Origin of the sequence: Rhizobium sp. YAF28 (genome assembly GCF_052113285.1) — a bacterium.
Classification (GTDB): Bacteria; Pseudomonadota; Alphaproteobacteria; order Rhizobiales; family Rhizobiaceae; genus Rhizobium.
On record NZ_JBFRCX010000003.1, the window covers coordinates 133253 to 154308 of the forward strand.

Annotated in this window: 21 protein-coding genes; 2 read left to right on the top strand and 19 right to left on the bottom strand. The window is 60.2% G+C overall.

Translation table 11 applies throughout. The annotated features are described in order from the left end of the window. The first annotated feature begins 25 nt into the window (after positions 1–25). Together AB4Z13_RS08345 and AB4Z13_RS08350 are read left to right on the top strand one after the other, a co-directional pair. Positions 26–961 carry a tyrosine recombinase XerC gene (locus AB4Z13_RS08345; RefSeq protein WP_439016760.1) on the top strand — a complete coding sequence of 312 codons (936 nt, stop codon included), beginning with the start codon at positions 26–28 and terminating at the stop codon, positions 959–961. Between the two features lie 87 nt (positions 962–1048). Then, complete coding sequence (locus AB4Z13_RS08350; protein WP_439016761.1) at positions 1049–2125, top strand: TraB/GumN family protein; 1077 nt, start codon at positions 1049–1051, stop codon at positions 2123–2125. 12 nt (positions 2126–2137) lie between these two features. On the opposite strand, the gene AB4Z13_RS08355 is transcribed toward AB4Z13_RS08350, so the two are convergent. The 19 genes from AB4Z13_RS08355 to sdhC all read right to left on the bottom strand — a co-directional run bounded on the left by AB4Z13_RS08355 (position 2138) and on the right by sdhC (position 20858). Next, positions 2138–2638: a cytochrome b gene (locus tag AB4Z13_RS08355; RefSeq protein WP_439016763.1), complete on the bottom strand. Its 501-nt coding sequence runs from the start codon at positions 2636–2638 to the stop codon at positions 2138–2140. 102 nt (positions 2639–2740) lie between these two features. Next, positions 2741–4144: a dihydrolipoyl dehydrogenase gene (gene lpdA / locus AB4Z13_RS08360; protein ID WP_439016764.1), complete on the bottom strand. Its 1404-nt coding sequence runs from the start codon at positions 4142–4144 to the stop codon at positions 2741–2743. A gap of 24 nt (positions 4145–4168) precedes the next feature. Then, positions 4169–4921 (bottom strand): SDR family oxidoreductase, encoded by a 753-nt coding sequence (locus tag AB4Z13_RS08365; protein ID WP_113324716.1) that lies wholly within the window; start codon positions 4919–4921, stop codon positions 4169–4171. After that, positions 4918–5430, bottom strand: coding sequence for a hypothetical protein (locus AB4Z13_RS08370; RefSeq protein WP_439016765.1), 513 nt, complete (start codon positions 5428–5430; stop codon positions 4918–4920). Before AB4Z13_RS08370 ends, AB4Z13_RS08365 begins: the two co-directional genes overlap by 4 nt. Positions 5431–5443: 13 nt before the next feature. Then, positions 5444–6184, bottom strand: a complete 741-nt coding sequence (locus AB4Z13_RS08375) for a DUF4241 domain-containing protein (RefSeq protein WP_439016766.1) — start codon at positions 6182–6184, stop codon at positions 5444–5446. Between the two features lie 15 nt (positions 6185–6199). Beyond that, entirely contained in the window at positions 6200–7447 is a 1248-nt protein-coding gene (odhB, locus tag AB4Z13_RS08380; protein WP_113324713.1) for a 2-oxoglutarate dehydrogenase complex dihydrolipoyllysine-residue succinyltransferase, read from the bottom strand. Between the two features lie 49 nt (positions 7448–7496). Beyond that, a complete protein-coding gene (locus AB4Z13_RS08385) occupies positions 7497–7796 on the bottom strand; it encodes a YciI family protein (protein WP_310384978.1) in 300 nt (99 codons plus the stop codon). An 18-nt stretch (positions 7797–7814) separates the two neighbouring features. Then, positions 7815–10799 (bottom strand): 2-oxoglutarate dehydrogenase E1 component, encoded by a 2985-nt coding sequence (locus tag AB4Z13_RS08390; RefSeq protein WP_113324711.1) that lies wholly within the window; start codon positions 10797–10799, stop codon positions 7815–7817. Between the two features lie 170 nt (positions 10800–10969). Next, positions 10970–11872, bottom strand: a complete 903-nt coding sequence (gene sucD, locus AB4Z13_RS08395; RefSeq protein ID WP_310384981.1) for a succinate--CoA ligase subunit alpha — start codon at positions 11870–11872, stop codon at positions 10970–10972. Between the two features lie 13 nt (positions 11873–11885). Next, on the bottom strand, positions 11886–12377 hold the full coding sequence (locus AB4Z13_RS08400; RefSeq protein ID WP_439016767.1) for a DUF1579 family protein: 492 nt from the start codon (positions 12375–12377) through the stop codon (positions 11886–11888). A gap of 8 nt (positions 12378–12385) precedes the next feature. Continuing rightward, positions 12386–13579, bottom strand: a complete 1194-nt coding sequence (gene sucC, locus AB4Z13_RS08405; RefSeq protein ID WP_439016768.1) for an ADP-forming succinate--CoA ligase subunit beta — start codon at positions 13577–13579, stop codon at positions 12386–12388. Between the two features lie 36 nt (positions 13580–13615). Next, positions 13616–14578 carry a malate dehydrogenase gene (mdh, locus tag AB4Z13_RS08410; RefSeq protein ID WP_007822364.1) on the bottom strand — a complete coding sequence of 321 codons (963 nt, stop codon included), beginning with the start codon at positions 14576–14578 and terminating at the stop codon, positions 13616–13618. 174 nt (positions 14579–14752) lie between these two features. Next, positions 14753–15916, bottom strand: coding sequence for a cell division protein ZapE (gene zapE / locus AB4Z13_RS08415; RefSeq protein ID WP_439016769.1), 1164 nt, complete (start codon positions 15914–15916; stop codon positions 14753–14755). 48 nt (positions 15917–15964) lie between these two features. Beyond that, the gene (locus AB4Z13_RS08420; protein WP_439016770.1) at positions 15965–16471 is read right to left on the bottom strand and encodes a protease inhibitor Inh/omp19 family protein; all 507 of its coding nucleotides are present in this window, start codon (positions 16469–16471) and stop codon (positions 15965–15967) included. 137 nt (positions 16472–16608) lie between these two features. Next, a complete protein-coding gene (locus AB4Z13_RS08425; protein ID WP_442205960.1) occupies positions 16609–17433 on the bottom strand; it encodes a nucleotidyltransferase domain-containing protein in 825 nt (274 codons plus the stop codon). Next, positions 17430–18209 carry a succinate dehydrogenase iron-sulfur subunit gene (locus AB4Z13_RS08430; protein WP_113324706.1) on the bottom strand — a complete coding sequence of 260 codons (780 nt, stop codon included), beginning with the start codon at positions 18207–18209 and terminating at the stop codon, positions 17430–17432. The genes AB4Z13_RS08425 and AB4Z13_RS08430 overlap by 4 nt, the downstream gene beginning before the upstream one ends. A gap of 15 nt (positions 18210–18224) precedes the next feature. Next, the gene (gene sdhA / locus AB4Z13_RS08435; protein WP_113324705.1) at positions 18225–20066 is read right to left on the bottom strand and encodes a succinate dehydrogenase flavoprotein subunit; all 1842 of its coding nucleotides are present in this window, start codon (positions 20064–20066) and stop codon (positions 18225–18227) included. A 7-nt stretch (positions 20067–20073) separates the two neighbouring features. Continuing rightward, positions 20074–20454, bottom strand: coding sequence for a succinate dehydrogenase, hydrophobic membrane anchor protein (gene sdhD / locus AB4Z13_RS08440; RefSeq protein ID WP_113324704.1), 381 nt, complete (start codon positions 20452–20454; stop codon positions 20074–20076). Positions 20455–20465: 11 nt separating this feature from the next. Next, on the bottom strand, positions 20466–20858 hold the full coding sequence (gene sdhC, locus AB4Z13_RS08445) for a succinate dehydrogenase, cytochrome b556 subunit (RefSeq protein WP_439016772.1): 393 nt from the start codon (positions 20856–20858) through the stop codon (positions 20466–20468). Between the last annotated feature and the right edge of the window lie 198 nt (positions 20859–21056).

Below are 21056 nucleotides of genomic sequence, written 5' to 3' on the forward strand. Positions count from 1 at the left end.
AAAAGCAAATTCAAGAGCCAAAATCATGAATGAACTCCTGATCATCGCCGATCCGCACCTGATGACGGAACGCAGCGCCTGGCTCGAAAACCTCGCCCGGGAACGCCGCCTTTCCGAACATACGCTCGATGCCTATGAACGTGACACGCGTCAGTTCCTGACCTTCATGACCGGTCATCTCGGTGGCCCGACGACGCTGCGCGATATCGAAACGCTGCGCCCGGCAGACTTCCGCGCCTTTCTGGCCGCCCGGCGCAAAGAGGGCTCCGGCGCTCGCTCGGTTGCTCGCAATCTCGCCGGCATTCGCTCCTTTCTGCGTCACCTTGAAAAGAAGGGCCTCGTGAATGCCGCGGGCGCCGGCGCCGTGCGATCCCCGAAGCAACCGAAATCTCTTCCGAAGCCTCTCTCTGACAGACAGGCCATCACCGTAGTCAGCAATGAAGCCCAGCTCCATGACGAGCCATGGATTGCCGCGCGCGATGCCGCCGTTATGACGCTGCTTTATGGTTGCGGCCTGCGCATTTCCGAAGCACTCGACCTGACGCCTGCTGATATCAGGACCGGCACCACCACGCTGCGCATCACCGGTAAAGGCAACAAGACGCGCCTCGTGCCGTTGTTGCCCATCGTTTTCGAAGCGGTTGAGAGATACCGAGCGCTCTGCCCCTTTCATCTTGACGAAGGCGAGCCGCTCTTTCGCGGCGCCCGCGGCGGTAAGCTGCAGCCTGCCATCATCCAGCGCGCCATGCAGAAATTGCGCAGTGCCTTCGGCCTGCCGGAAACGGCGACCCCGCATGCGCTGCGCCACTCCTTCGCCACGCATCTGCTGGCCGGCGGCGGTGACCTGCGCACCATTCAGGAGTTGCTCGGCCATGCCAGCCTTTCCACCACGCAGGTCTATACCGGCGTCGATGCATCAAGGCTTCTGGAGGTGTATGATAGGGCGCATCCGCGTGCGTAAGCCTTCGTTAACGCTGTCTCTTAAAGGAATATGCGCAAGCCCGGCGTAGAGCATGAGGCTTGAAGCACATGTGACCGGATTACCATCATGACGATCTCCATCGGCCACCGCACTTTCCATATCGCGCAGCCGGGCAGTATCCTGCTCTGGCTGATCGCCGCTTTTCACATGCTGCTTGCCGCCGCATTGCTCGCTGCCGTCTTTTCCGTCACATCGGCCGATGCCGCCGAAGATAGCTGCACCGGAAAGAACTTGCTCACGGAGTTGCAGCAGAACGAACCGGGCCGGTATGCCGAAGCGGTGAAAGAGGCAGATGCCACACCGAACGGCAAAGGCGTTTTCTGGAAGATAGAAAAACCCGGCCTCAAAACTTCCTGGCTGCTCGGCACCATGCACGTCACCGATCCACGCGTCTTGAACCTGCCGCCCCGCGCGCAGGAAGCCCATGACGGTGCCGATACTGTCGTCATCGAGTCCGACGAAATCCTCGATGAGAAGAAGGCCACTGCATCACTTCTGATGAGGCCGGACCTGATGATGTTCACGGACGGCACGACCATCGAAAAGCTTCTTTCGCCTCAGGACTATACCCGCCTCGAAGCCGGATTGAAGCAGCGCGGCATCCCGCTCTCGGCCGTTTCGCGCATGCGCCCCTGGATGATCGCAAGCGCTGTCGCACTTCCCGCCTGCGAGATCGCCCGTAAGGCCAAGGGAGTGCAGTTCCTCGACCAGAAGATCGCTGCCGATGCGGCCGCTGAGGGCAAGCAGGTCAAGGGGCTGGAAACCCTGGCCGAGCAGCTGCAGGCCATGGCCGAGCTGCCGATCGAATTTCATCTGAAGTCGCTGATCGAAACCTTGGAACTCGGAGCCAAGATGAACGACGTTGTCGAAACCATGACCGCCATCTATCTCTCCGGCGATATCGGCATGACCATGCCGATGCTGAAGACCGTATCGCCGGAAGGCAGCGACGAGAGCAGCGATTACGCCGCCTTCGAACAGCGCATCATCCTCGACCGCAACAAGGTGATGGCCGAACGCGCCGCCCCCATCCTCGCCAACGGCAACGTCTTCATGGCCGTCGGTGCCCTTCACCTCCCAGGCAAGGATGGTGTCATCGAACTGCTGCGTCAGCAGGGTTTCACGGTCACCGCGGTCAACTGACCGTCGTCCTTCTCAGCCCATCGTCATCCGCCGCAATACATCTGTCTTCCAATAGAACTGGTGGACCAGCGCACCAAAGACATGCGCGACGATGACGATCCAGAGGATGAGCTTCAGGACGTCGGCATGCAGCGCGCCCAATGCTTCCACACCCAAATAATAGACCGCGATGCCTGAAGCCGGCAGGGCGAGCAGCAGCAGATAGAGGCTCGCATGCGCCAGCCGTGCGGCGAGCCGAAAGATCGCCGGTTCGTCTGCGGCTTCAGGCGGTACGCCCTGCACGAAGCGCAGGCCGAGTCTCAGGATTGTCATAAGCAGGATTGCGATACCGACATAGGCGTGGATATTGGCCGAAGCGATCTGTTCGGGTGATGGCGTGCCGCCATGGCGGATAAGCCGGTACCAGGCATTCATGCCATCAGGGAAAAGAAGGTTGAAGAGGACCAGGAGCACGGTCGCCCAGTGAAGGAAACGCTGGGAGAGACTGTAGCCGGACACGACACGATCATTCATTTTCTTGGCTTTCGTCAAATAGTTAGCGAAACTTGCCCACCAAATAAAAACGCCGCCTGCCCGAAGGCAAGCGGCATTATGAATGATTGCTGATATTTAATCTTACAGATGGATCGGCTTGAAGAAGGCGGCCAGTGCTGCCTCCTTCACGGCCTCCGACATGGTCGGATGCGCATGGCAGGTGCGGCCGAGGTCTTCTGCCGAACCACCGAATTCCATCAGCACGGTAATCTCGTGGATCATCTCGCCGGCGCCGAAGCCGACGATATGACCGCCGAGCACCTGGTCGGTTTCCTTGTCGGACAGGATCTTCACGAAACCTTCGGTCGCCAGCATCGCGCGGGCGCGGCCGTTTGCTGTGAACGGGAACTTGCCCACCTTGTAAGCGACACCGGCGGCCTTCAGCTCTTCCTCAGTCTTGCCGACGGAGGCGACCTCCGGCTGCGTGTAGACGACGCTCGGGATGACGTCATAGTTCACATGACCGTGCTGGCCAGCGAGGATTTCGGCAAGTGCCACACCTTCGTCTTCGGCCTTGTGCGCCAGCATCGGACCCGTCACGACGTCGCCGATCGCGTAGATACCTTCGACATTGGTCTTGAAGTGGCTGTCGATTTCAACACGACCGCGATTGTCGAGCTTGACGCCAGCTTCTTCGAGACCAAGGCCTGCCGTGTAGGGAATGCGGCCAGTGGAAATCAGGACGACATCCGCTTCAAGCGTCTGCGCAGCGCCGCCAGCGACCGGCTCGAATGTCACCTTGGCGCCCTTGTCGCCCTTCTCGACGCCAGTCACCTTGGAACTCAGCTTGATGTCGATGCCCTGCTTGCCGAGCATGCGCTGGAACTGCTTTGAGACATCGGCATCCATCGCGCCGAGGATCTTGTCGAGAAATTCGATGACGGTGACCTTCGCACCGAGTCGCGACCAGACCGAACCAAGCTCGAGGCCGATGACACCGCCACCAACGACGATCATCGTTTCCGGCACTTTTTCCAGTGCAATGGCGCCGGTGGAGGATACGATGATCTTCTCATCGATATCGACCTTCACGCCCGGAATGCCGGCGACGTCGGAACCGGTGGCAATGACGATGTTCTTGCCTTCGATTTCTTGAACCGTGCCGTCTTCGGCGGTCACCGAGACCTTGCCGGCGGAGACGATCTTGCCGGTGCCGTGGAAGGCATCGATCTTGTTCTTCTTGAAGAGGAAGGCAACGCCGTCGACGTTCGACTTTACCGTCGCATCCTTGTGCGCCAGCATCTTTTCGAGATTGAGCTTCGGAGCGGCGACCTCGATGCCGAGCTCTTCCATGTGATGCGTTGCGTGGAACATCTCGGAAGCGTGCAGCAGCGCCTTGGAGGGGATGCAGCCGACATTCAGGCAGGTGCCGCCGTAAGTGGCGCGCTTCTCGACGACGGCAACCTTGAGGCCGAGTTGCGCAGCCTTGATTGCCGCGACATAGCCGCCAGGGCCGGTTCCGATAACAATCACATCATAGGACATTACTTTTTCCCTTTGCGTTATTGACTAGCGCCCGCCGCTCACATTGAGGATCGCGCCTGTTATGTACGATGCCGAAGACGAAAGCAGATAGACGATCGCATCGGCCACCTCCTCCGCCTGTCCGGTTCGCTTCATCGGGATCGATGAAGCCATTTCTTTCGGCCTGTCCGGCTGCCCGCCGGAGGCATGAATATCCGTTTCGATGATGCCGGGACGGATCGCATTCACCCTGATACCCTCGGCCGCGACTTCCTTGGAAAGTCCGATCGTGAACGTATCGATGGCTGCCTTCGATGCGGCATAGTCGACATATTGTGCCGGCCCGCCAATCACCGCCGCCATGGAGGAGACATTGACGATCGCGCCGCCTTGTCCGCCATGCCGGGTGGACATGCGCCGCACTGCCTCGCCGGCGCAAAGGATCGAACCCGTCACATTGATCCGCATCATCCGCTCGAGGCGCTCGGCCGACATTTCATCGACACGTGCGATGTAATCGACAATACCGGCATTGTTCACCAGCCCATCCAGCCGCCCGAAATGCCTATCGATCGCCTCGAACATCGAGACGATATCGGCGGCATTGCCGACATCGCCCTTGATCGCGATCGCATTGCCGCCAGCCTTCTTGATCTCCGAGACCACGGCATTTGCCGCCTCTTCATTCGAGGCATAGTTCACCGCAACGCGCCAGCCGTGACGTGCGGCAGCCAGGCAGGCTGCAGCACCTATGCCACGGCTACCACCGGTAACGAGAAGAACGGGACTGTCGGTCATTGTGCACATCCCTTGAAATCGAGGACGTCCCAGGGAGCGACGGTCGCCTTGCCGTCACCCCAGGCGGAAGACTGGCGGATCGCTGGGCCGAGGCCGGGAAAGACGATCTTTTCGGTTGCCGGGCTGTCGCCGGACTGCAGGTTATCGAGCCCGCCATCGGCACTTGCGCGATAGACGAAGCCCTGCCAGACCGTGCAGCCATCGAGATCGGCACCCGTGACATCGCCATCCGGGCAGTTGAACAGGACCATGCCCATGGTGCGCTCCGGATCGTCCGAGGACATGACATAGCCATCCATGACGACTGAGGTCTTGAGCGCGCTGAGCTTGAACTGGTGGCTTGACGACACGGCTTCAGACGTAATCGGCGAAAAGCGCAGTTCGTAGGCGCCATCGCGATCAGCGTAGATCGCCTTGCCCTGCTGGCAATCGGCGGCAACGGCCGAAGCCGGCGCGCAGGAAAGCGCGGCGATCATCATCGCAACTACACTTTTCTGCTTGGTCAGCATGTGCCCTGCCCGTTCATTTGTGGTTCGGCTCCCTGCGCCCGTCGGCATTCTCGGTGACCTGGAAATCCGTCAGCAGCACCAGCGGACGCCCGTCCTTGTCCAGTCCCCAAAATACCGGATAGAAGCCATCGCCCCAGCCACTCCAGAATATCGCCACATTGCCCTTCTTGCCGGCGATCGGCCGGTGCAGGTCATAGACCCCCTTGTTGGCATCGAGTTCGGAGGCGACCACGTCATAGTAGTTCACGTCGGAATCCGGCTTTGCAGCCTGCACCTGCTGCTCGCGTTGCCCGATCAGATCAAGCGTGTCGGCATCCATGTAGCTGCCGAGACCGGCATCGACGGGATAGCCGAAGATCTCGTCATCCTTCAGCGTAGCGACATCCTGGCCCGGAATGGTCGCAAGCTCCCAGTGATCGGGCTTACCCTCGGCAATGCGCATGCTTGACGCCGCAACCCGCCCGAAAGCCTCGTAGAGCCGTACCGGATATTCACCGACAGGAACCGTCTTTGCCAATGCCCGCCGATCCGGCTGTGCCAACGGATCGGCGGCAACGATACGGCCCGAGGTCAGTTCGACATTGCCCATGTCGACAGTCTTGATGTGGCGTGCAGAAAGCTCGGCATCATCAAGCGACACGAAGTCGAAATTGCTGCTCGCCTTGTTCACATCGAAGGCGAGAGCCGAGACCGGCATGAAGGCAACCGTGGCGCAGAACACTGCGCCCGCCGCTCGCATGATCCGGTCTCGCATGGCAGATCGCTCCGCTTAGAGGTCCAGAACCAGACGTTCCGGATCTTCCAGGCTTTCCTTGACGCGCACGAGGAAGGTCACGGCTTCCTTGCCGTCGACGATGCGGTGGTCGTAGGAGAGGGCCAGATACATCATCGGGCGGATGACAACCTGACCGCCGATGGCGACCGGGCGCTCCTGGATCTTGTGCATGCCGAGAATGCCCGACTGCGGCGCGTTCAGGATCGGCGAAGACATCAGCGAGCCGTAGACGCCACCATTGGTGATGGTGAAGGTGCCGCCCTGCATCTCGGCCATCGAGAGCGAGCCGTCACGGGCTGCCTTGGCAAGACGGCCGAGCTCCTTCTCGATTTCGGCGATCGACATCTGGTCGGCGTCACGGATGACGGGAACGACGAGGCCCTTGTCGGTACCGACAGCCATGCCGACATGGCAGTAGTTCTTGTAGATGATGTCGGTACCGTCGATCTCGGCGTTGACGGCCGGCAGTTCCTTGAGCGCGTGCGTGACGGCCTTGGTGAAGAAGCCCATGAAGCCGAGCTTCACGCCGTGCTTCTTCTCAAAGACATCCTTATACTTGTTGCGCAGGTCCATGACGGCCTTCATGTCCACCTCGTTGTAGGTGGTCAGCATGGCAGCCGTGTTCTGCGCATCCTTGAGGCGCTTGGCGATCGTCTGGCGCAGGCGCGTCATCTTCACGCGCTCTTCGCGTCCCGCATCTTCTACCGTCGAAGGACCGCGCGGAGCGGCAGGCGCTGCCGGTGCAGCGGCTGGAGCTGCTGCAGCCTTGGCGACAGCGGCGATGACATCACCCTTCAAAACCTGGCCGCGCTTGCCGCTGCCATCAACCTGATCGGCCGAGAGATTGTTTTCCGCCAGCATCTTTGCCGCAGCCGGAGCCGGCGGCATGGAGGATACGGAGGCGGCCGGAGCAGCAGCGGCAGCAACCGGAGCAGTTGGCGTCGGAGCAGGTGCAGCAGGTGCTGCTGCCGGGGCTGCCGCAGCTGGAGCAGCTGCGGCAGCCGCACCTTCGGCGATCTGGCCGAGAAGCGCACCGAGACCAACCGTCTCGCCAGCCTGGGCGACGATTTCCGAAAGCGTGCCGGATGCCGGAGCCGGAACTTCGATGGTCACCTTGTCGGTTTCAAGCTCGAGAATGGGCTCGTCGGCCTTCACGGCATCGCCGACCTTCTTGAACCAGGTGCCGACGGTTGCCTCGCTGACGGATTCACCGAGTGTTGGAACGCGGATTTCTGTGGCCATTGTTCAAATCCTGATTGTGCTTGTTATCGTGTTAGACAGCGGTCCCGGCTTAGGGCCGGAGAATGACGGAGGGCATTGGCAAGACGTCGAAACGAAAACCGAAGCCGGAAGTGATGATCGGGTCCGCATCGGCAAGCGCCTGCGCTGCTGCCTGGTCTGCAACCTCGACGACCGCGATACCGAAAGCCCCTTCACCCTCGAAGACAGGACCAACGGCAATCGCCGATCCTGCAAGAACGTTCTGGTGCCAATATTCGGCATGGCGTTTCATCGCCGCCATTTCCTCCCCGGTCCCGTCATGCGGGAATGTGGAGCGCGGCGGCACAAGTCTCATGAAGAAATATGCCATCGCGCTCCCCCTTTTTTGTTAGCCGCCCAGCGCATCCTCGAGGAACGCGGCGAGCTGCGACAGATGCTTGGACATCAGGCCCGTTGCCGGCGAAGCGGCGGCCGGGCGACCCGTATAGCGAACGCGCTGGTACTTCGCATCGATATGGGCGAGCACCCATTCCAGATACGGGTCGATGAACGACCACGCACCCATGTTCTTCGGCTCTTCCTGGCACCACACCATCTCTGCATTCCGGAAGCGGGACAGCTCGTTGATGAGCGCCTTGGCCGGGAACGGATAGAGCTGCTCGATACGCAGCAGGTAGATGTCGTCGATACCGCGCTTTTCGCGCTCTTCCAGCAGGTCGTAATAGACCTTGCCGGTGCAGATGACGACGCGACGGATCTTGGCATCCTTCTGCAGCTTGATCGGACCGTCCTTGATGACCTCCGCATCGTCCCACAGGAGACGGTGGAAGGAGGATTCGCCAGCCATTTCGGCAAGCGTCGAGACAGCGCGCTTGTGGCGCAGCAGCGACTTCGGCGTCATCAGGATCAGCGGCTTGCGGAAATCGCGCTTCAGCTGGCGGCGCAGGATGTGGAAGTAGTTCGCCGGCGTCGTGACGTTGGCGACCTGCATGTTGTCTTCCGCGCAGAGCTGGAGATAGCGCTCCAGACGGGCGGACGAGTGTTCCGGACCCTGGCCTTCATAGCCATGCGGCAGCAGGCAGACGAGGCCCGACATGCGCAGCCACTTGCGTTCGCCAGACGAGATGAACTGGTCGAACACGACCTGCGCACCGTTTGCGAAGTCGCCGAACTGGGCTTCCCAGAGCGTCAGCGCATTCGGACGAGCCAGCGAATAGCCGTATTCGAAGCCGAGAACGGCTTCTTCCGAAAGCATCGAGTTGATGACTTCGTAACGGGCCTGTGTCGGCGACAGGTTCGCAAGCGGAATGTAGCGCTCTTCGGTTTCCTGATCGTAGAGAACCGAGTGGCGCTGCGAGAAGGTACCGCGTTCGCAATCCTGACCGGACAGACGGATCTTGTGGCCCTCGACCACGAGCGCACCGAAAGCCAGCGCTTCGGCCATCGCCCAGTCGAGGCCTTCGCCACTCTGGACCATGTTGGCGCGGTTTTCCATGAAGCGCTGGATCGTGCGATGCGCATTAAAACCGGCCGGGATTTCCGACAGCTTGCGGCCGATATCCTTGAGCGTCTTCATCGGCACAGCGGTCTTGCCACGACGCTGCTCGTCCGCATTGTCAGCTGTGCGCAGGCCGGACCATTCGCCGTCCAGCCAATCGGCCTTGTTCGGCTTGTAGTGCTGACCGGCTTCGAACTCCTGCTCGAGATGGGCGCGCCAGTCGGCCTTCATCTTTTCGACTTCGCCGTCGGTGAGCAGGCCTTCGCGAACGAGACGGTCTGCATAGAGCTGCAGGACTGTCTTGTGACCACGAATGACCTTGTACATCTTCGGCTGCGTGAAGGACGGCTCATCGCCTTCATTGTGGCCGTAGCGGCGATAGCAGAACATGTCGAGCACGACAGGCTTGTGGAATTTCATGCGGAATTCCATCGCGATCTTCGCCGCATAGACCACGGCTTCCGGATCGTCGCCATTGACGTGCAGGATCGGTGCTTCGATCATCTTGGCGACGTCGGACGGATAGGGCGACGAGCGCGAAAAGGCCGGGTTCGTGGTGAAGCCGATCTGGTTGTTGATGATGACGTGCATCGTGCCGGCAACGCGATGGCCGCGCAGACCGGACAGGCCGAGGATTTCGGCAATGACGCCCTGGCCGGCAAAGGCCGCGTCGCCGTGGATCAGGAGCGGCAGAACCTTGGCGCGTTCCGACAGCGGAATGATGTCGCCGTCCCAGACGGTGGCACTCATGTCCTGCTTGGCGCGCGCCTTGCCCATGACGACCGGGTCCACGATCTCGAGGTGCGACGGGTTTGCCGTCAGCGAGACGTGCACCTTGTTGCCGTCGAATTCGCGGTCGGAGGAAGCACCCAGATGGTACTTCACGTCGCCTGAACCTTCGACCTCATCAGGCGCATAGGAGCCGCCTTTGAACTCGTGGAAGATGGCGCGGTGCGGCTTGCCCATGACCTGGGAAAGCACGTTCAGGCGACCGCGATGGGCCATGCCGAACACGGCTTCCTTGAGGCCGAGATGGCCGCCACGCTTGAGGATCTGTTCGAGTGCCGGGATCAGTGATTCACCGCCGTCCAGGCCGAAGCGCTTGGTGCCCTTGAACTTGACGTCGAGGAACTGTTCGTAGCCTTCGGCTTCGACGAGCTTGGCGAGGATCGCCTTCTTGCCTTCAGCCGAGAAAGCAACGCCCTTGTCCGGACCTTCGATACGTTCCTGGATCCATGCCTTTTCTTCCGGATTGGAAATGTGCATGAATTCGACGCCGAGGGTCGAGCAATAGGTGCGCTCGAGGATCTCGATCATCTCGCGGAGGGTCGCATATTCGAGGCCGAGCACGTTATCGATGAAGATCTTGCGATCGTAGTCGGCAGCCGTGAAGCCGTAATTTTCGGGCGAAAGCTCGTGATAGTCGTCGACCGGGGCGGCGATGCCAAGCGGATCGAGCTTGGCGTGCAGATGGCCACGCATGCGATATGCGCGGATCATCATGATGGCGCGGACGGAATCGCGCGTCGCCTGCAGCACGTCGGCGGCGCCTGCCGGCTGGCCGGCGGCTTCGGCCTTGGCCTTTACCTTGGTCTCGATGACCTTTTCGACGATGCCCCAGTCGCCGTCGAGCGCCGAGACGAGATCGCCGCTTGCCTGCAGCGGCCAGTTCTTCTTGCGCCAGGATGCTCCCTTGGCCGCCTTCTTCACATCAGCAGGATCGTCTTCCAGCGCCTTGAAGAAGGACCGCCACTGATCGTCGACCGAGTTGGGATCGTCTTCATAACGGGCGTAGAGCTGCTCGATATAGGCAGCATTGGCGCCATCCAGAAACGAGGTGATCTGAAATTGCTCGTTGGCTTCTTGCCGTGCCATGGTGTTACGCGGACGCTTCCGCCCGCCTCCTGACTTAGATGAATTTGCCGGCTTCATCGCCGGCTGCCGCATTCCGATTGCCGCCTGTCCGCGGCGCATCCGCATTGAGTAAGTGGAGAGCCGGGCGGAGGCCAGGATGCCGTTCCTCCGCCCGGGGTATATAAGTTGGTTTAGCCCTTGAGGACTTCAACCAGCGTCTTGCCGAGGCGAGCCGGAGACGGCGACACCTTGATGCCTGCCGATTCCATCGCCGCGATCTTCGATTCAGCGTCGCCCTTGCCACCGGAAACCACAGCACCGGCATGGCCCATCGTGCGGCCCTTCGGCGCCGTACGGCCCGCGATGAAGCCCGCCATCGGCTTCTTGCGGCCCTTCTTGGCCTCGTCCTTGAGGAACTGCGCTGCGTCTTCTTCAGCCGAACCGCCGATTTCGCCGATCATGATGATCGAGGTCGTGGCTTCGTCGGCGAGGAACATTTCGAGCACGTCGATGAATTCGGTGCCCTTGACCGGGTCGCCGCCGATGCCGACAGCCGTCGTCTGGCCGAGACCTTCGTTGGAGGTCTGGAAGACAGCTTCGTAGGTCAGCGTGCCGGAGCGGGAAACGATACCGACCGAACCCTTGCGGAAGATCGAGCCCGGCATAATGCCGATCTTGCATTCTTCCGGCGTCAGGATGCCTGGGCAGTTCGGGCCGAGCAGGCGCGACTTGGAGCGCTCGAGGCGAGCCTTGACGCGAACCATGTCCAGGACCGGGATACCTTCGGTGATACAGGTGATGAACGGGATCTCGGCGTCGATCGCCTCGATGATCGCATCGGCTGCGCCTGCCGGCGGAACATAGATGACGGACGCGTTGGCGCCGGTCTTTTCCTTGCCTTCGGCAACGGTTGCGAAGATCGGCAGGCTTTCGCCCTTGGAGCCGGTCCAGGTTTCGCCACCCTTCTTCGGGTGAATACCACCGACCATCTGCGTGCCGTAGTAAGCAAGCGCCTGTTCGGTGTGGAATGTACCGGTCTTGCCGGTCAGACCCTGAACCAGGATCTTGGTGTCTTTGTTGACGAGAATAGACATGCGGGGCCTTTGTCTAGAAGAGGTTGGAAGACGTAAGAGACGCGCGACGATAGATGCCGCTGACGACCTCCTGCCAAGTATCGCTGCCTGCAGGCGAAAAGCTGACGCCCATCCGGTAGCAGTCTTCATTTTCAAATGTGAACGCGGTGCGCTGCCTTCCGCGCGGAGAAGTCTTGATCAGCACGAGTTCATCGCCATTCCACGCGCCGGAAGCCGGCGTGGGCGGAGCAAAACCGACGCTGTCGAACTGGTAGAGTTTGTAGCTCTGGTCCGAACTATCGAAGCCGAAAACATTGCGGGCTTCGAAGGAAACTTCGCCGTCGCGCATCTGGCAGTAACGCTGCTCGAGGAAAAATCCGCCGAACAGCGCCTCGCCAGAAAGCGAAGCGCTGGCCTTGCCTTCTTTTGTCCACGCCGAAGCCGCGACATGCTCTTCCCCCTCCCAGACACCGGCAAAGGCATCGAGGCGGAGATGAGCAGCACTGGGCGTGGACTGGAAAGCCATGACCGTTCTCAACCGTTGATCGCAGCGACGATCTTCTTGGCCGCATCGTCGAGATCGTCAGCCGCCGTGATCGCCAGACCCGATTCGTTCAGGATCTTCTTGCCGAGATCGACATTCGTGCCTTCAAGGCGAACGACGAGCGGAACCTTGAGACCGACTTCCTTGACCGCGGCAATGACGCCCTCGGCGATGACATCGCACTTCATGATGCCGCCGAAGATGTTGACGAGAATGCCTTCCACCTTGGGGTCAGCGGTGATGATCTTGAAGGCCGCAGCAACCTTCTCCTTGCCGGCGCCGCCGCCGACGTCGCAGAAGTTTGCCGGCTCCTTGCCGTAAAGCTTGATGATATCCATCGTCGCCATGGCAAGGCCAGCACCGTTGACCATGCAGCCGATGTTGCCGTCAAGCGCGACATAGGCGAGGTCCCACTTGGAGGCCTCGATTTCCTTGGCGTCTTCTTCCGTCTCGTCGCGAAGCGTCTTCACGTCATCGTGGCGGAAAAGAGCGTTGCCATCGAAAGACATCTTTGCATCGAGGACGCGCAGGTGGCCATCCTTCATGACGATCAGCGGATTGACCTCGAGCAGGGCCATGTCCTTTTCGCCGAAGGCTTTATAGAGCGCCGGGAAGAGCGTCTTGGCGTCTTCGGCAGCTGCACCGTCGAGCTGAAGCGCCTTGGAGATCGCTGCAACGTCGGCAGCCGTCACACCAGCTTCCGGATCGATGGCGATCGTGTGGATCTTCTCAGGCGTATCGTGAGCGACTGCTTCGATATCCATGCCGCCTTCGGTCGAAACGACGAAGGCCACCTTGCCGACCGAACGGTCGACCAGGAGCGAGCAATAGAGCTCGCGAGCAATGTCGGCACCGTCTTCGATGTAGAGGCGATTGACCTGCTTGCCGGCTTCGCCGGTCTGCGCGGTTACCAGCGTATTGCCAAGCATTTCCTTGGCATGCGCAACGACTTCATCGATCGACTTGGCGAGACGGACACCACCCTTGGCATCCGGGCCGAGTTCCCTAAACTTGCCCTTGCCGCGGCCGCCTGCATGGATCTGGCTCTTGACCACGTAGAGCGGGCCGGGAAGCGACCTGGCGGCAGCCTCGGCTTCTTCAACCTTGAGGATCGCCACACCCTGCGCGACCGGCGCGCCATAGCCCTTCAGCAGAGCCTTGGCCTGATATTCATGAATGTTCATGGGTTTATCCCTATTTCGATAACTTCAGCGCACCAGTTACTTGAGGGCGGGCGCGATGTTGATGCAGGCTTCGCAGAGACCGGCAACGGCGCCGACGGACTTGTCGAAGGCTTCCTTCTCGGTCTTGTTGAGGTCGATCTCGATGATGCGCTCGACGCCGCCGGCACCGATGACGGTGGGAACGCCGACATACATGTCCTTCACGCCGTACTGGCCCGTGAGGTGGGCAGCGCAGGGCAGAACGCGCTTCTTGTCCTTGAGGTAGGATTCGGCCATTTCGATCGCGGAAGCGGCCGGAGCGTAATAGGCCGAACCGGTCTTGAGCAGGCCGACGATTTCGGCGCCGCCGTCACGGGTGCGCTGGATGATTTCTTCGAGGCGTTCCTTGGTGACCCAGCCCATGGTGACGAGGTCGGTCAGCGGAATGCCGCCAACGGTCGAATAACGGGCGAGCGGCACCATAGTGTCGCCGTGGCCGCCGAGAACGAAGGCCGTGACGTCCTGAACGGAAACGTTGAATTCCTTGGCGAGGAAAAGACGGAAGCGCGAAGAGTCGAGAACGCCGGCCATGCCGACGACCTTGTTGGCCGGGAGGCCGGAGAACTTCTGCAACGCCCAGACCATCGCGTCGAGCGGGTTGGTGATGCAGATCACGAAAGCGTTCGGGGCATACTTCTTGATGCCGGCGCCGACCTGCTCCATGACCTTGAGGTTGATGCCGAGAAGGTCATCGCGGCTCATGCCCGGCTTGCGCGGAACGCCGGCCGTGACGATGCAGACGTCAGCGCCTTCGATCGCGGAATAGTCGCTGGCGCCGGTCAGATTGGCGTCGAAGCCTTCAACCGGGGAGGACTGTGCGATGTCGAGACCCTTGCCCTGGGGGATACCGTCGGCGATGTCGAAGAGGACGATGTCGCCCAGCTCCTTCAGGCCGGCGAGATGCGCCAGCGTGCCACCAATCATGCCAGAACCGATGAGTGCGATCTTGTTACGCGCCATTTCGCTTTTCCTTTGCGATCAAAATCCGTCGGGCGACGCGCGGGCATCGCCCAATGCCGCAATCGCATAGACCTAAAGCCAAAAAATGGCAATCCATTATTTTTGGTGCAGCAATTTCAATCGTTTAGATATTAAAATTCTTACGTAAACGTAAGATCAATTGTCACCAAAGTGTTACTCGGCAGCCCGCCGTTCATGATGCGCCGCAAGATATTCCGCGCTTCTCATCTCAAAAAGACGAGATGCCGTACGATCGAATTCAAAGCCTTCGGTGCCGCGTCTTTCGACGAGCAGATTTTCGGGCATGGCGGCGGCGGAAGCATAGAGGCAGGTGCCATGATCGTAGAACGTATCGATCAGAATGATGAAGCGTTTGATCTGGTTCCGCTTTTCAGGGCCGAGCAAGGGAATGTGATCGAGGAAGATCGTATCGAAGCGTTCGGCGATGGCTAGGAAATCGGCAGCACCCAGCGGCTTTTCGCAGAGATCGGAGAAGGAGAAGCGCGCCATGCGGTCGACGGCGAGCGGCACATGGATTGCCCGCCCCTTCATGGCAATGTCCGTCGGCTGCGCCTTGCGACCGTGCAGCGCCTGCGTCCAGGACGCATCCATCGCCATGTCGGTGCGCTCGTCGATCGGGATGAGGTAGACCGGCTGACTGTTCAGCTTCTCCATCCGGTAGTCGGTCGGCGAATCGAGCGAGACGATCTCGACATGTTTTTTGAGGAGACCGACGAAAGGCAGGAAAAGCCCGCGATTGAGGCCGTCCTTGTAGAGATTGTCGGGCTCGACGTTCGAGGTCGCCACCAGCACGCAGCCGCGCGCGAAAAGCTCGGAAAACAGCCGCGACAGGATCATCGCATCGGCGATATCGGTGACGGTGAATTCGTCGAAGCAGAGCAGTTCCGCTTCCTCGAAAAGGGCAGCGGCGACCGGCGGCATCGGATCGGCCTGCTTCGTCTCGCCGTTCTTTAGCTTCAGCCGGTGAGCAGCGATGCGATTGTGCACATCGGCCATGAACTCATGGAAATGCGCGCGCCGCTTTTTCCGGCAGGGCGCCATTTGGAAGAACATGTCCATGAGCATCGTCTTGCCGCGCCCGACGCTGCCATGGATATAGAGGCCCTTGATGCCGCTCTCCGTCTTCTTCTTGGACGCAAACAGCCAGCCGAGCGCGCTGCTCTTGGAGGCAGGCCGCTTCTGCTTGAGAGCGGCAAGCACCCGGTCGAGGCATTTGGCCACATCCATCTGGGCGGAATCAACCTGCAACGTCTCCGAAGCTGTCAGCGATTTGAGCTGCTCGGTGACGCTGAGCGAATAGTCTGGCATTGGCTGCATGAGGGCTTGTCCGCCTATGCGCAACCGGCGGAACCCCGCCGGATTGAGTTACCGGCTGAGGGTGATCGGCTGCCCGGTCGAGGTCTGGCCATTGAAGCTGTTATCGGCAACCTTGTAGACGGAACCGATCTGGTTGCCGCTGCGGTCCTTGAGCAGAACCTGCTTGCCGGAAACTTCCCAGGAACCCATAGCCGTCAGCTCGCCAACACAACCGCGCGTACCGCCGCGCGATCCGCTGCCGAGATTGGTGAGCGTCAGGAACATGTCGCAGGTACCGTTGACACGCCAGCTGCCGACCATCGATTCCTTGGTGACATCAAGAGAGGTCGCGGGTGCTGCGCCACCCTGCTGAACACCAGCCATCGGCGCCGTCGAGGTCGGCGCGGCAGGAAACTGCCCGGCCGGCGGCGGAAGCTGGCCGCCCTGCACGGAGGGTACCGGCTGCGCGGTCAACGGCGGAGGTGCGTTGTTACTGCTGTAATCATATGAGGTGCGCTGGCATCCCGCCAAGGCCAGAGCGGCCGTTAGACCCGTCACCACATATCGCAACTGCATCATCAAGCTCCCGAATGTCCGTCTCAACCGCAGAGATATTTCAATTGTAGGTTCGAATTACCGTATTTCACTTTGGTTAATCAAGTCAGCACAACGCAAATCGGCCTTCGTGACACCTATAGCAAGGCCGGCACAATTCAACCGACCGCTCGCCGGACTTCTTGCTGATAAAATATGTCAGCAAGGTGTTGTGCTCGACCGTCCGCTTCCTGACCAAGTTTGATTCGCTCGGCGAAGTCCTGATAACGCTCAATTGATGTCGCGAGAAAGGATTGGATACGCTTGGGCGGCAGACCCTCGCCCATCTCGCGCGTCTGGCTTTTGACGATCACCAATTCATGAATCGCCTTGCGCAAGCCCTCATCGATGGTGACTGCCGCCAGACACTGCATCATGTTCATCGGCGGCAGCTTCTGAAACTCATTCGAGCGCATCCATTCGAGCGCAATTGCCGGACGGATCGCATATAGCAGCTTCTTGAGCTTGATTGGCCCGTCCCCATGCATCTGCCAGTGACTGCGCAGCAGACCGACATAATGCAGCGCGACCTTCTGCGGCAGCATGATCTCGTCAAGCACGCTGGAAAGACGGCTGCGAAATCCGGGCTCTTCTTCATAGGCGATTGGCGATTTTACCCATTCGACGACAACGGCATTGCCTTTGAGGGCAAGCAGCAGCGCCTTGCGCAGATCCCAGCCGCCAGTGTCTATATCACCCACGATCGGAAACTCGATTACATCCCGATGCGAGACCAGTCCGATATGGTCAGCGACCGGACGGACATAAACGAAACGGCAATCATAGTCGCTGTCTGGCGAGGGAAAGCCCCAGGCGCGGCTTCCGCTTTCGATCGCAAAACCGATGCGTATACCATGCTGTTTCACCGAGGCGAGCCGCGATCGGATTTCGGCGACCGCCTCGGAATCAAAATCTTCAATGCCGGCTGAAGCGTCAGCACTCACACGCGACGCTCGACCATCATCTTCTTGATTTCGGCGATTGCCTTGGCCGGGTTCAGACCCTTCGGGCAGGTCTGCGCGCAGTTCATGATCGTGTGGCAACGATAAAGGCGGAACGGATCCTCGAGATTGTCGAGACGTTCGCCAGTCGCTTCGTCACGGCTATCGATCAGCCAGCGATAGGCCTGCAGCAGGACGGCCGGACCGAGGTAACGGTCGCCGTTCCACCAGTAGCTCGGACAGGAGGTCGAGCAGCAGGCACAGAGGATGCACTCATAGAGACCGTCGAGCTTCTGGCGGTCCTCATGGCTCTGCTTCCATTCCTTGGCCGGCGTCGGCGAAACCGTCTTCAGCCAGGGCTCGATGGAACGGTGCTGGGCATAGAAATTGCTGAGATCCGGGACCAGATCCTTGACCACGGGCATATGCGGCAGTGGGTAGATCTTCACCGTGCCCTTGATGTCGTCCATGCCCTTGGTGCAGGCAAGCGTGTTCGTGCCGTCGATATTCATCGCGCAGGAACCGCAGATGCCTTCACGACAGGAACGGCGCAGCGTCAGCGTCGGATCGATCTTGTTCTTGATGTAGAGAAGCGCATCGAGAACCATCGGCCCGCAATCGTCGACATCGACGTAGAAGGTGTCGATCGACGGGTTCTGGCCGTCATCCGGGCTCCAGCGATAGACGCGGAACTCACGGGTGTTCTTGGCACCCGTCGGCTTCGGCCACACCTTGCCTTCGCGCATCTGTGAATTCTTGGGGAGAGCGAGTTCAACCATGTCAGGTTCCTCTGATCAGTATACGCGGGCCTTCGGCTCGATCTTATGGGGATCGATGCCGTCTGCGATGAGGTCGGTGTGGACAGGCCGGTAATCGAGCTTCACATCACCAGCCTCGTTCACCCAGGCCAGCGTGTGCTTGCGCCAGTTGACGTCGTCGCGACCTGCGAACGGACCTGACGTATAGTCCTCGCGGGCATGCGAGCCGCGGCTTTCCTTGCGGGCTTCGGCGCCGTAGATCGTGGTGATGGCATTGGCCATCAGGTTCTGCAGCTCGAGCGTTTCGACGAGGTCGGAATTCCAGATCATCGAGCGGTCGGTGACCTTGATGTCCTTGAGTTCGCCCCAGATTTCCGAAAGACGACGGCAGCCGGATTCCAGCGATTCCTGCGTACGGAACACCGCCGCATCTTCCTGCATGGCGCGCTGCATCTTCTCGCGCAGCACGGCCGTCGGCGTGCCGCCACTTGCGTGACGCAGACTGTCGAACCGATCCATGATCTTGTCGCAGGCGGCGATGTTCAGCGCCGGCACCGGCGATGCGCGGTCGATGACCTCGCCGGCGCGGATCGCCGCAGCGCGACCGAAGACCACGAGGTCGATCAGCGAATTGGAGCCGAGACGGTTTGCGCCGTGAACCGATGCGCAGCCGGCTTCACCGACGGCCATCAGGCCGGGGATGATGCGTTCCGGATTGGAGCTGTCGGCATTGAGAACCTCACCCCAGTAGTTCGTCGGAATGCCGCCCATGTTGTAGTGAACGGTCGGCAGAACCGGGATCGGTTCGCGGGTCACATCGACGCCGGCGAAGATCTTGGCGCTCTCGGAAATGCCCGGCAGGCGCTCATGCAGCACGGCCGGATCGAGATGATCGAGGTGCAAGAAGATGTGATCCTTGTTCTTGCCGACACCGCGGCCTTCGCGGATTTCCAGCGTCATGCAGCGCGAAACGACGTCACGCGAGGCCAGATCCTTGGCAGACGGCGCATAGCGCTCCATGAAGCGCTCGCCTTCGGAGTTGACGAGGTAGCCGCCCTCGCCGCGCGCACCCTCGGTGATCAGACAGCCGGAACCGTAGATGCCGGTCGGGTGGAACTGCACGAATTCCATATCCTGCAGCGGCAGGCCGGCACGGGCGACCATGCCACCGCCGTCGCCGGTGCAGGTATGGGCCGAGGTCGCGGAGAAATAGGCGCGACCGTAACCGCCGGTCGCGAGCACCACCATCTTGGCCGCGAAGCGATGGATCGTGCCATCGTCCAGGCACCATGCGATCACGCCGGTGCAACGGCTGCCGTCATCGGACATGATGAGGTCGAGCGCGAAATATTCGACGAAGAATTCGGCATTGTTGCGCAGCGACTGGCCGTAGAGCGTGTGCAGGATGGCGTGGCCGGTACGGTCGGCAACGGCGCAGGTGCGCTGCACCGGCGGGCCTTCACCGAAATTCTGCATGTGGCCGCCAAACGGACGCTGGTAGATCTTGCCTTCCTCGTTACGCGAGAAGGGCACACCGTAGTGCTCAAGCTCATAGACCGCCTTCGGCGCTTCCATGGTGAGATACTGCATGGCGTCGACGTCGCCGAGCCAGTCGGAACCCTTGACGGTGTCATAGAGGTGCCATTGCCAGCTATCCGGCGTCATGTTCTGCAGCGAGGCAGCGATGCCGCCCTGGGCCGCAACCGTGTGCGACCGGGTCGGGAATACCTTTGTGATGCAGGCCGTGCGGAAGCCCTGTTCGGCCATGCCGAGCGTGGCACGCAGGCCGGCGCCACCGGCGCCGACGACGATTACGTCATAGGAATGGTCGACATAGGTGTAGGCCTTCCCATTCTGAGCGGGTGAAGACGTTGCCATGATACGGTTATCCTACGAATGCAATTTTCAGAATGGCGAAGAGACAGAGGCCGGCGATCAGAACCGCGAAGAAGGTGTTCAGCATCAGGAGCAGCAGCTTGCCGATCTCGCCGTGAACATAGTCTTCGATGATGACCTGCATGCCGAGCTTCATGTGGATAGTGCCGGATATGATCATCAGTCCCATGATGACGGCGACGAACGGGTTCGAGAGGGCGCGAACCACGTCGGCATAAGGCGCACCCGCATAGACGATCATGAAGATCGCGAAAAAGATGATGAGGGGCACGTTGGCAACGGCCGTCAGGCGCTGGCGCCAAAAGTGATCGGTGCCTTCCTTGGCGGAACCGAGGCCGCGAACCTTGCCCAGAGGAGTGCGCATATCCATGAGTGCGACCTTCAGAAGCGAATGATGAAGCCGATCACCCAGACCAGCACGGTCAGACAGAGCGATCCGATGATATTGGCGATGGCGAGCTTGGTCGAGAATTCTTTCTCGAAACCATGTCCGAGGTCCCACATGAAGTGGCGGAAGCCGCCGAGCAGGTGGTGGATCAGCGCCCAGGTGTAACCGAGCAGGACGAGCTTGCCGATAATGCTGCCGAGTACCCAGTTGGCCCAGTCATAATAGCCCTGGCCGCTGGCAGCCGCGATCAGCCACCAGGCGACCAGCAGCGTGCCGAAGTACAGAGCGCCACCGGTGATGCGGTGAACGATGGACATGACCATGGTGGGAATTGGCTTGTAAATTTGTAGATGCGGCGACAGGGGCCGGTTTGTCACATTCGCCATCAGAACCTCGCGGCGTCTTCTCTTTGCCCTTGATGTCAGGGGCATTTCTCAGTCAACCACACGAATGACAAAATTCTGTGTGCGTTGCATCATTGTCGACGTTTAATCACCGAAACCCCTGACGACAAGCATAATTGCTGCCTGCTTTTAATTTAATCGATTCGCGTTACCGGGAAGTTTTCAACTCGATGAAACTCG

What these genes read in the sequence shown, in the direction of transcription:
- AB4Z13_RS08345 (WP_439016760.1), top strand. Translation starts at nt 26, where the DNA reads ATGAATGAACTCCTGATCATCGCCGATCCGCACCTGATGACGGAACGC.
- AB4Z13_RS08350 (WP_439016761.1), top strand. Translation starts at nt 1,049, where the DNA reads ATGACGATCTCCATCGGCCACCGCACTTTCCATATCGCGCAGCCGGGC.
- AB4Z13_RS08355 (WP_439016763.1), bottom strand. Translation starts at nt 2,638, where the DNA reads ATGAATGATCGTGTCGTGTCCGGCTACAGTCTCTCCCAGCGTTTCCTT.
- lpdA (WP_439016764.1), bottom strand. Translation starts at nt 4,144, where the DNA reads ATGTCCTATGATGTGATTGTTATCGGAACCGGCCCTGGCGGCTATGTC.
- AB4Z13_RS08365 (WP_113324716.1), bottom strand. Translation starts at nt 4,921, where the DNA reads ATGACCGACAGTCCCGTTCTTCTCGTTACCGGTGGTAGCCGTGGCATA.
- AB4Z13_RS08370 (WP_439016765.1), bottom strand. Translation starts at nt 5,430, where the DNA reads ATGCTGACCAAGCAGAAAAGTGTAGTTGCGATGATGATCGCCGCGCTT.
- AB4Z13_RS08375 (WP_439016766.1), bottom strand. Translation starts at nt 6,184, where the DNA reads ATGCGAGACCGGATCATGCGAGCGGCGGGCGCAGTGTTCTGCGCCACG.
- odhB (WP_113324713.1), bottom strand. Translation starts at nt 7,447, where the DNA reads ATGGCCACAGAAATCCGCGTTCCAACACTCGGTGAATCCGTCAGCGAG.
- AB4Z13_RS08385 (WP_310384978.1), bottom strand. Translation starts at nt 7,796, where the DNA reads ATGGCATATTTCTTCATGAGACTTGTGCCGCCGCGCTCCACATTCCCG.
- AB4Z13_RS08390 (WP_113324711.1), bottom strand. Translation starts at nt 10,799, where the DNA reads ATGGCACGGCAAGAAGCCAACGAGCAATTTCAGATCACCTCGTTTCTG.
- sucD (WP_310384981.1), bottom strand. Translation starts at nt 11,872, where the DNA reads ATGTCTATTCTCGTCAACAAAGACACCAAGATCCTGGTTCAGGGTCTG.
- AB4Z13_RS08400 (WP_439016767.1), bottom strand. Translation starts at nt 12,377, where the DNA reads ATGGCTTTCCAGTCCACGCCCAGTGCTGCTCATCTCCGCCTCGATGCC.
- sucC (WP_439016768.1), bottom strand. Translation starts at nt 13,579, where the DNA reads ATGAACATTCATGAATATCAGGCCAAGGCTCTGCTGAAGGGCTATGGC.
- mdh (WP_007822364.1), bottom strand. Translation starts at nt 14,578, where the DNA reads ATGGCGCGTAACAAGATCGCACTCATCGGTTCTGGCATGATTGGTGGC.
- zapE (WP_439016769.1), bottom strand. Translation starts at nt 15,916, where the DNA reads ATGCAGCCAATGCCAGACTATTCGCTCAGCGTCACCGAGCAGCTCAAA.
- AB4Z13_RS08420 (WP_439016770.1), bottom strand. Translation starts at nt 16,471, where the DNA reads ATGCAGTTGCGATATGTGGTGACGGGTCTAACGGCCGCTCTGGCCTTG.
- AB4Z13_RS08430 (WP_113324706.1), bottom strand. Translation starts at nt 18,209, where the DNA reads ATGGTTGAACTCGCTCTCCCCAAGAATTCACAGATGCGCGAAGGCAAG.
- sdhA (WP_113324705.1), bottom strand. Translation starts at nt 20,066, where the DNA reads ATGGCAACGTCTTCACCCGCTCAGAATGGGAAGGCCTACACCTATGTC.
- sdhD (WP_113324704.1), bottom strand. Translation starts at nt 20,454, where the DNA reads ATGGATATGCGCACTCCTCTGGGCAAGGTTCGCGGCCTCGGTTCCGCC.
- sdhC (WP_439016772.1), bottom strand. Translation starts at nt 20,858, where the DNA reads ATGGCGAATGTGACAAACCGGCCCCTGTCGCCGCATCTACAAATTTAC.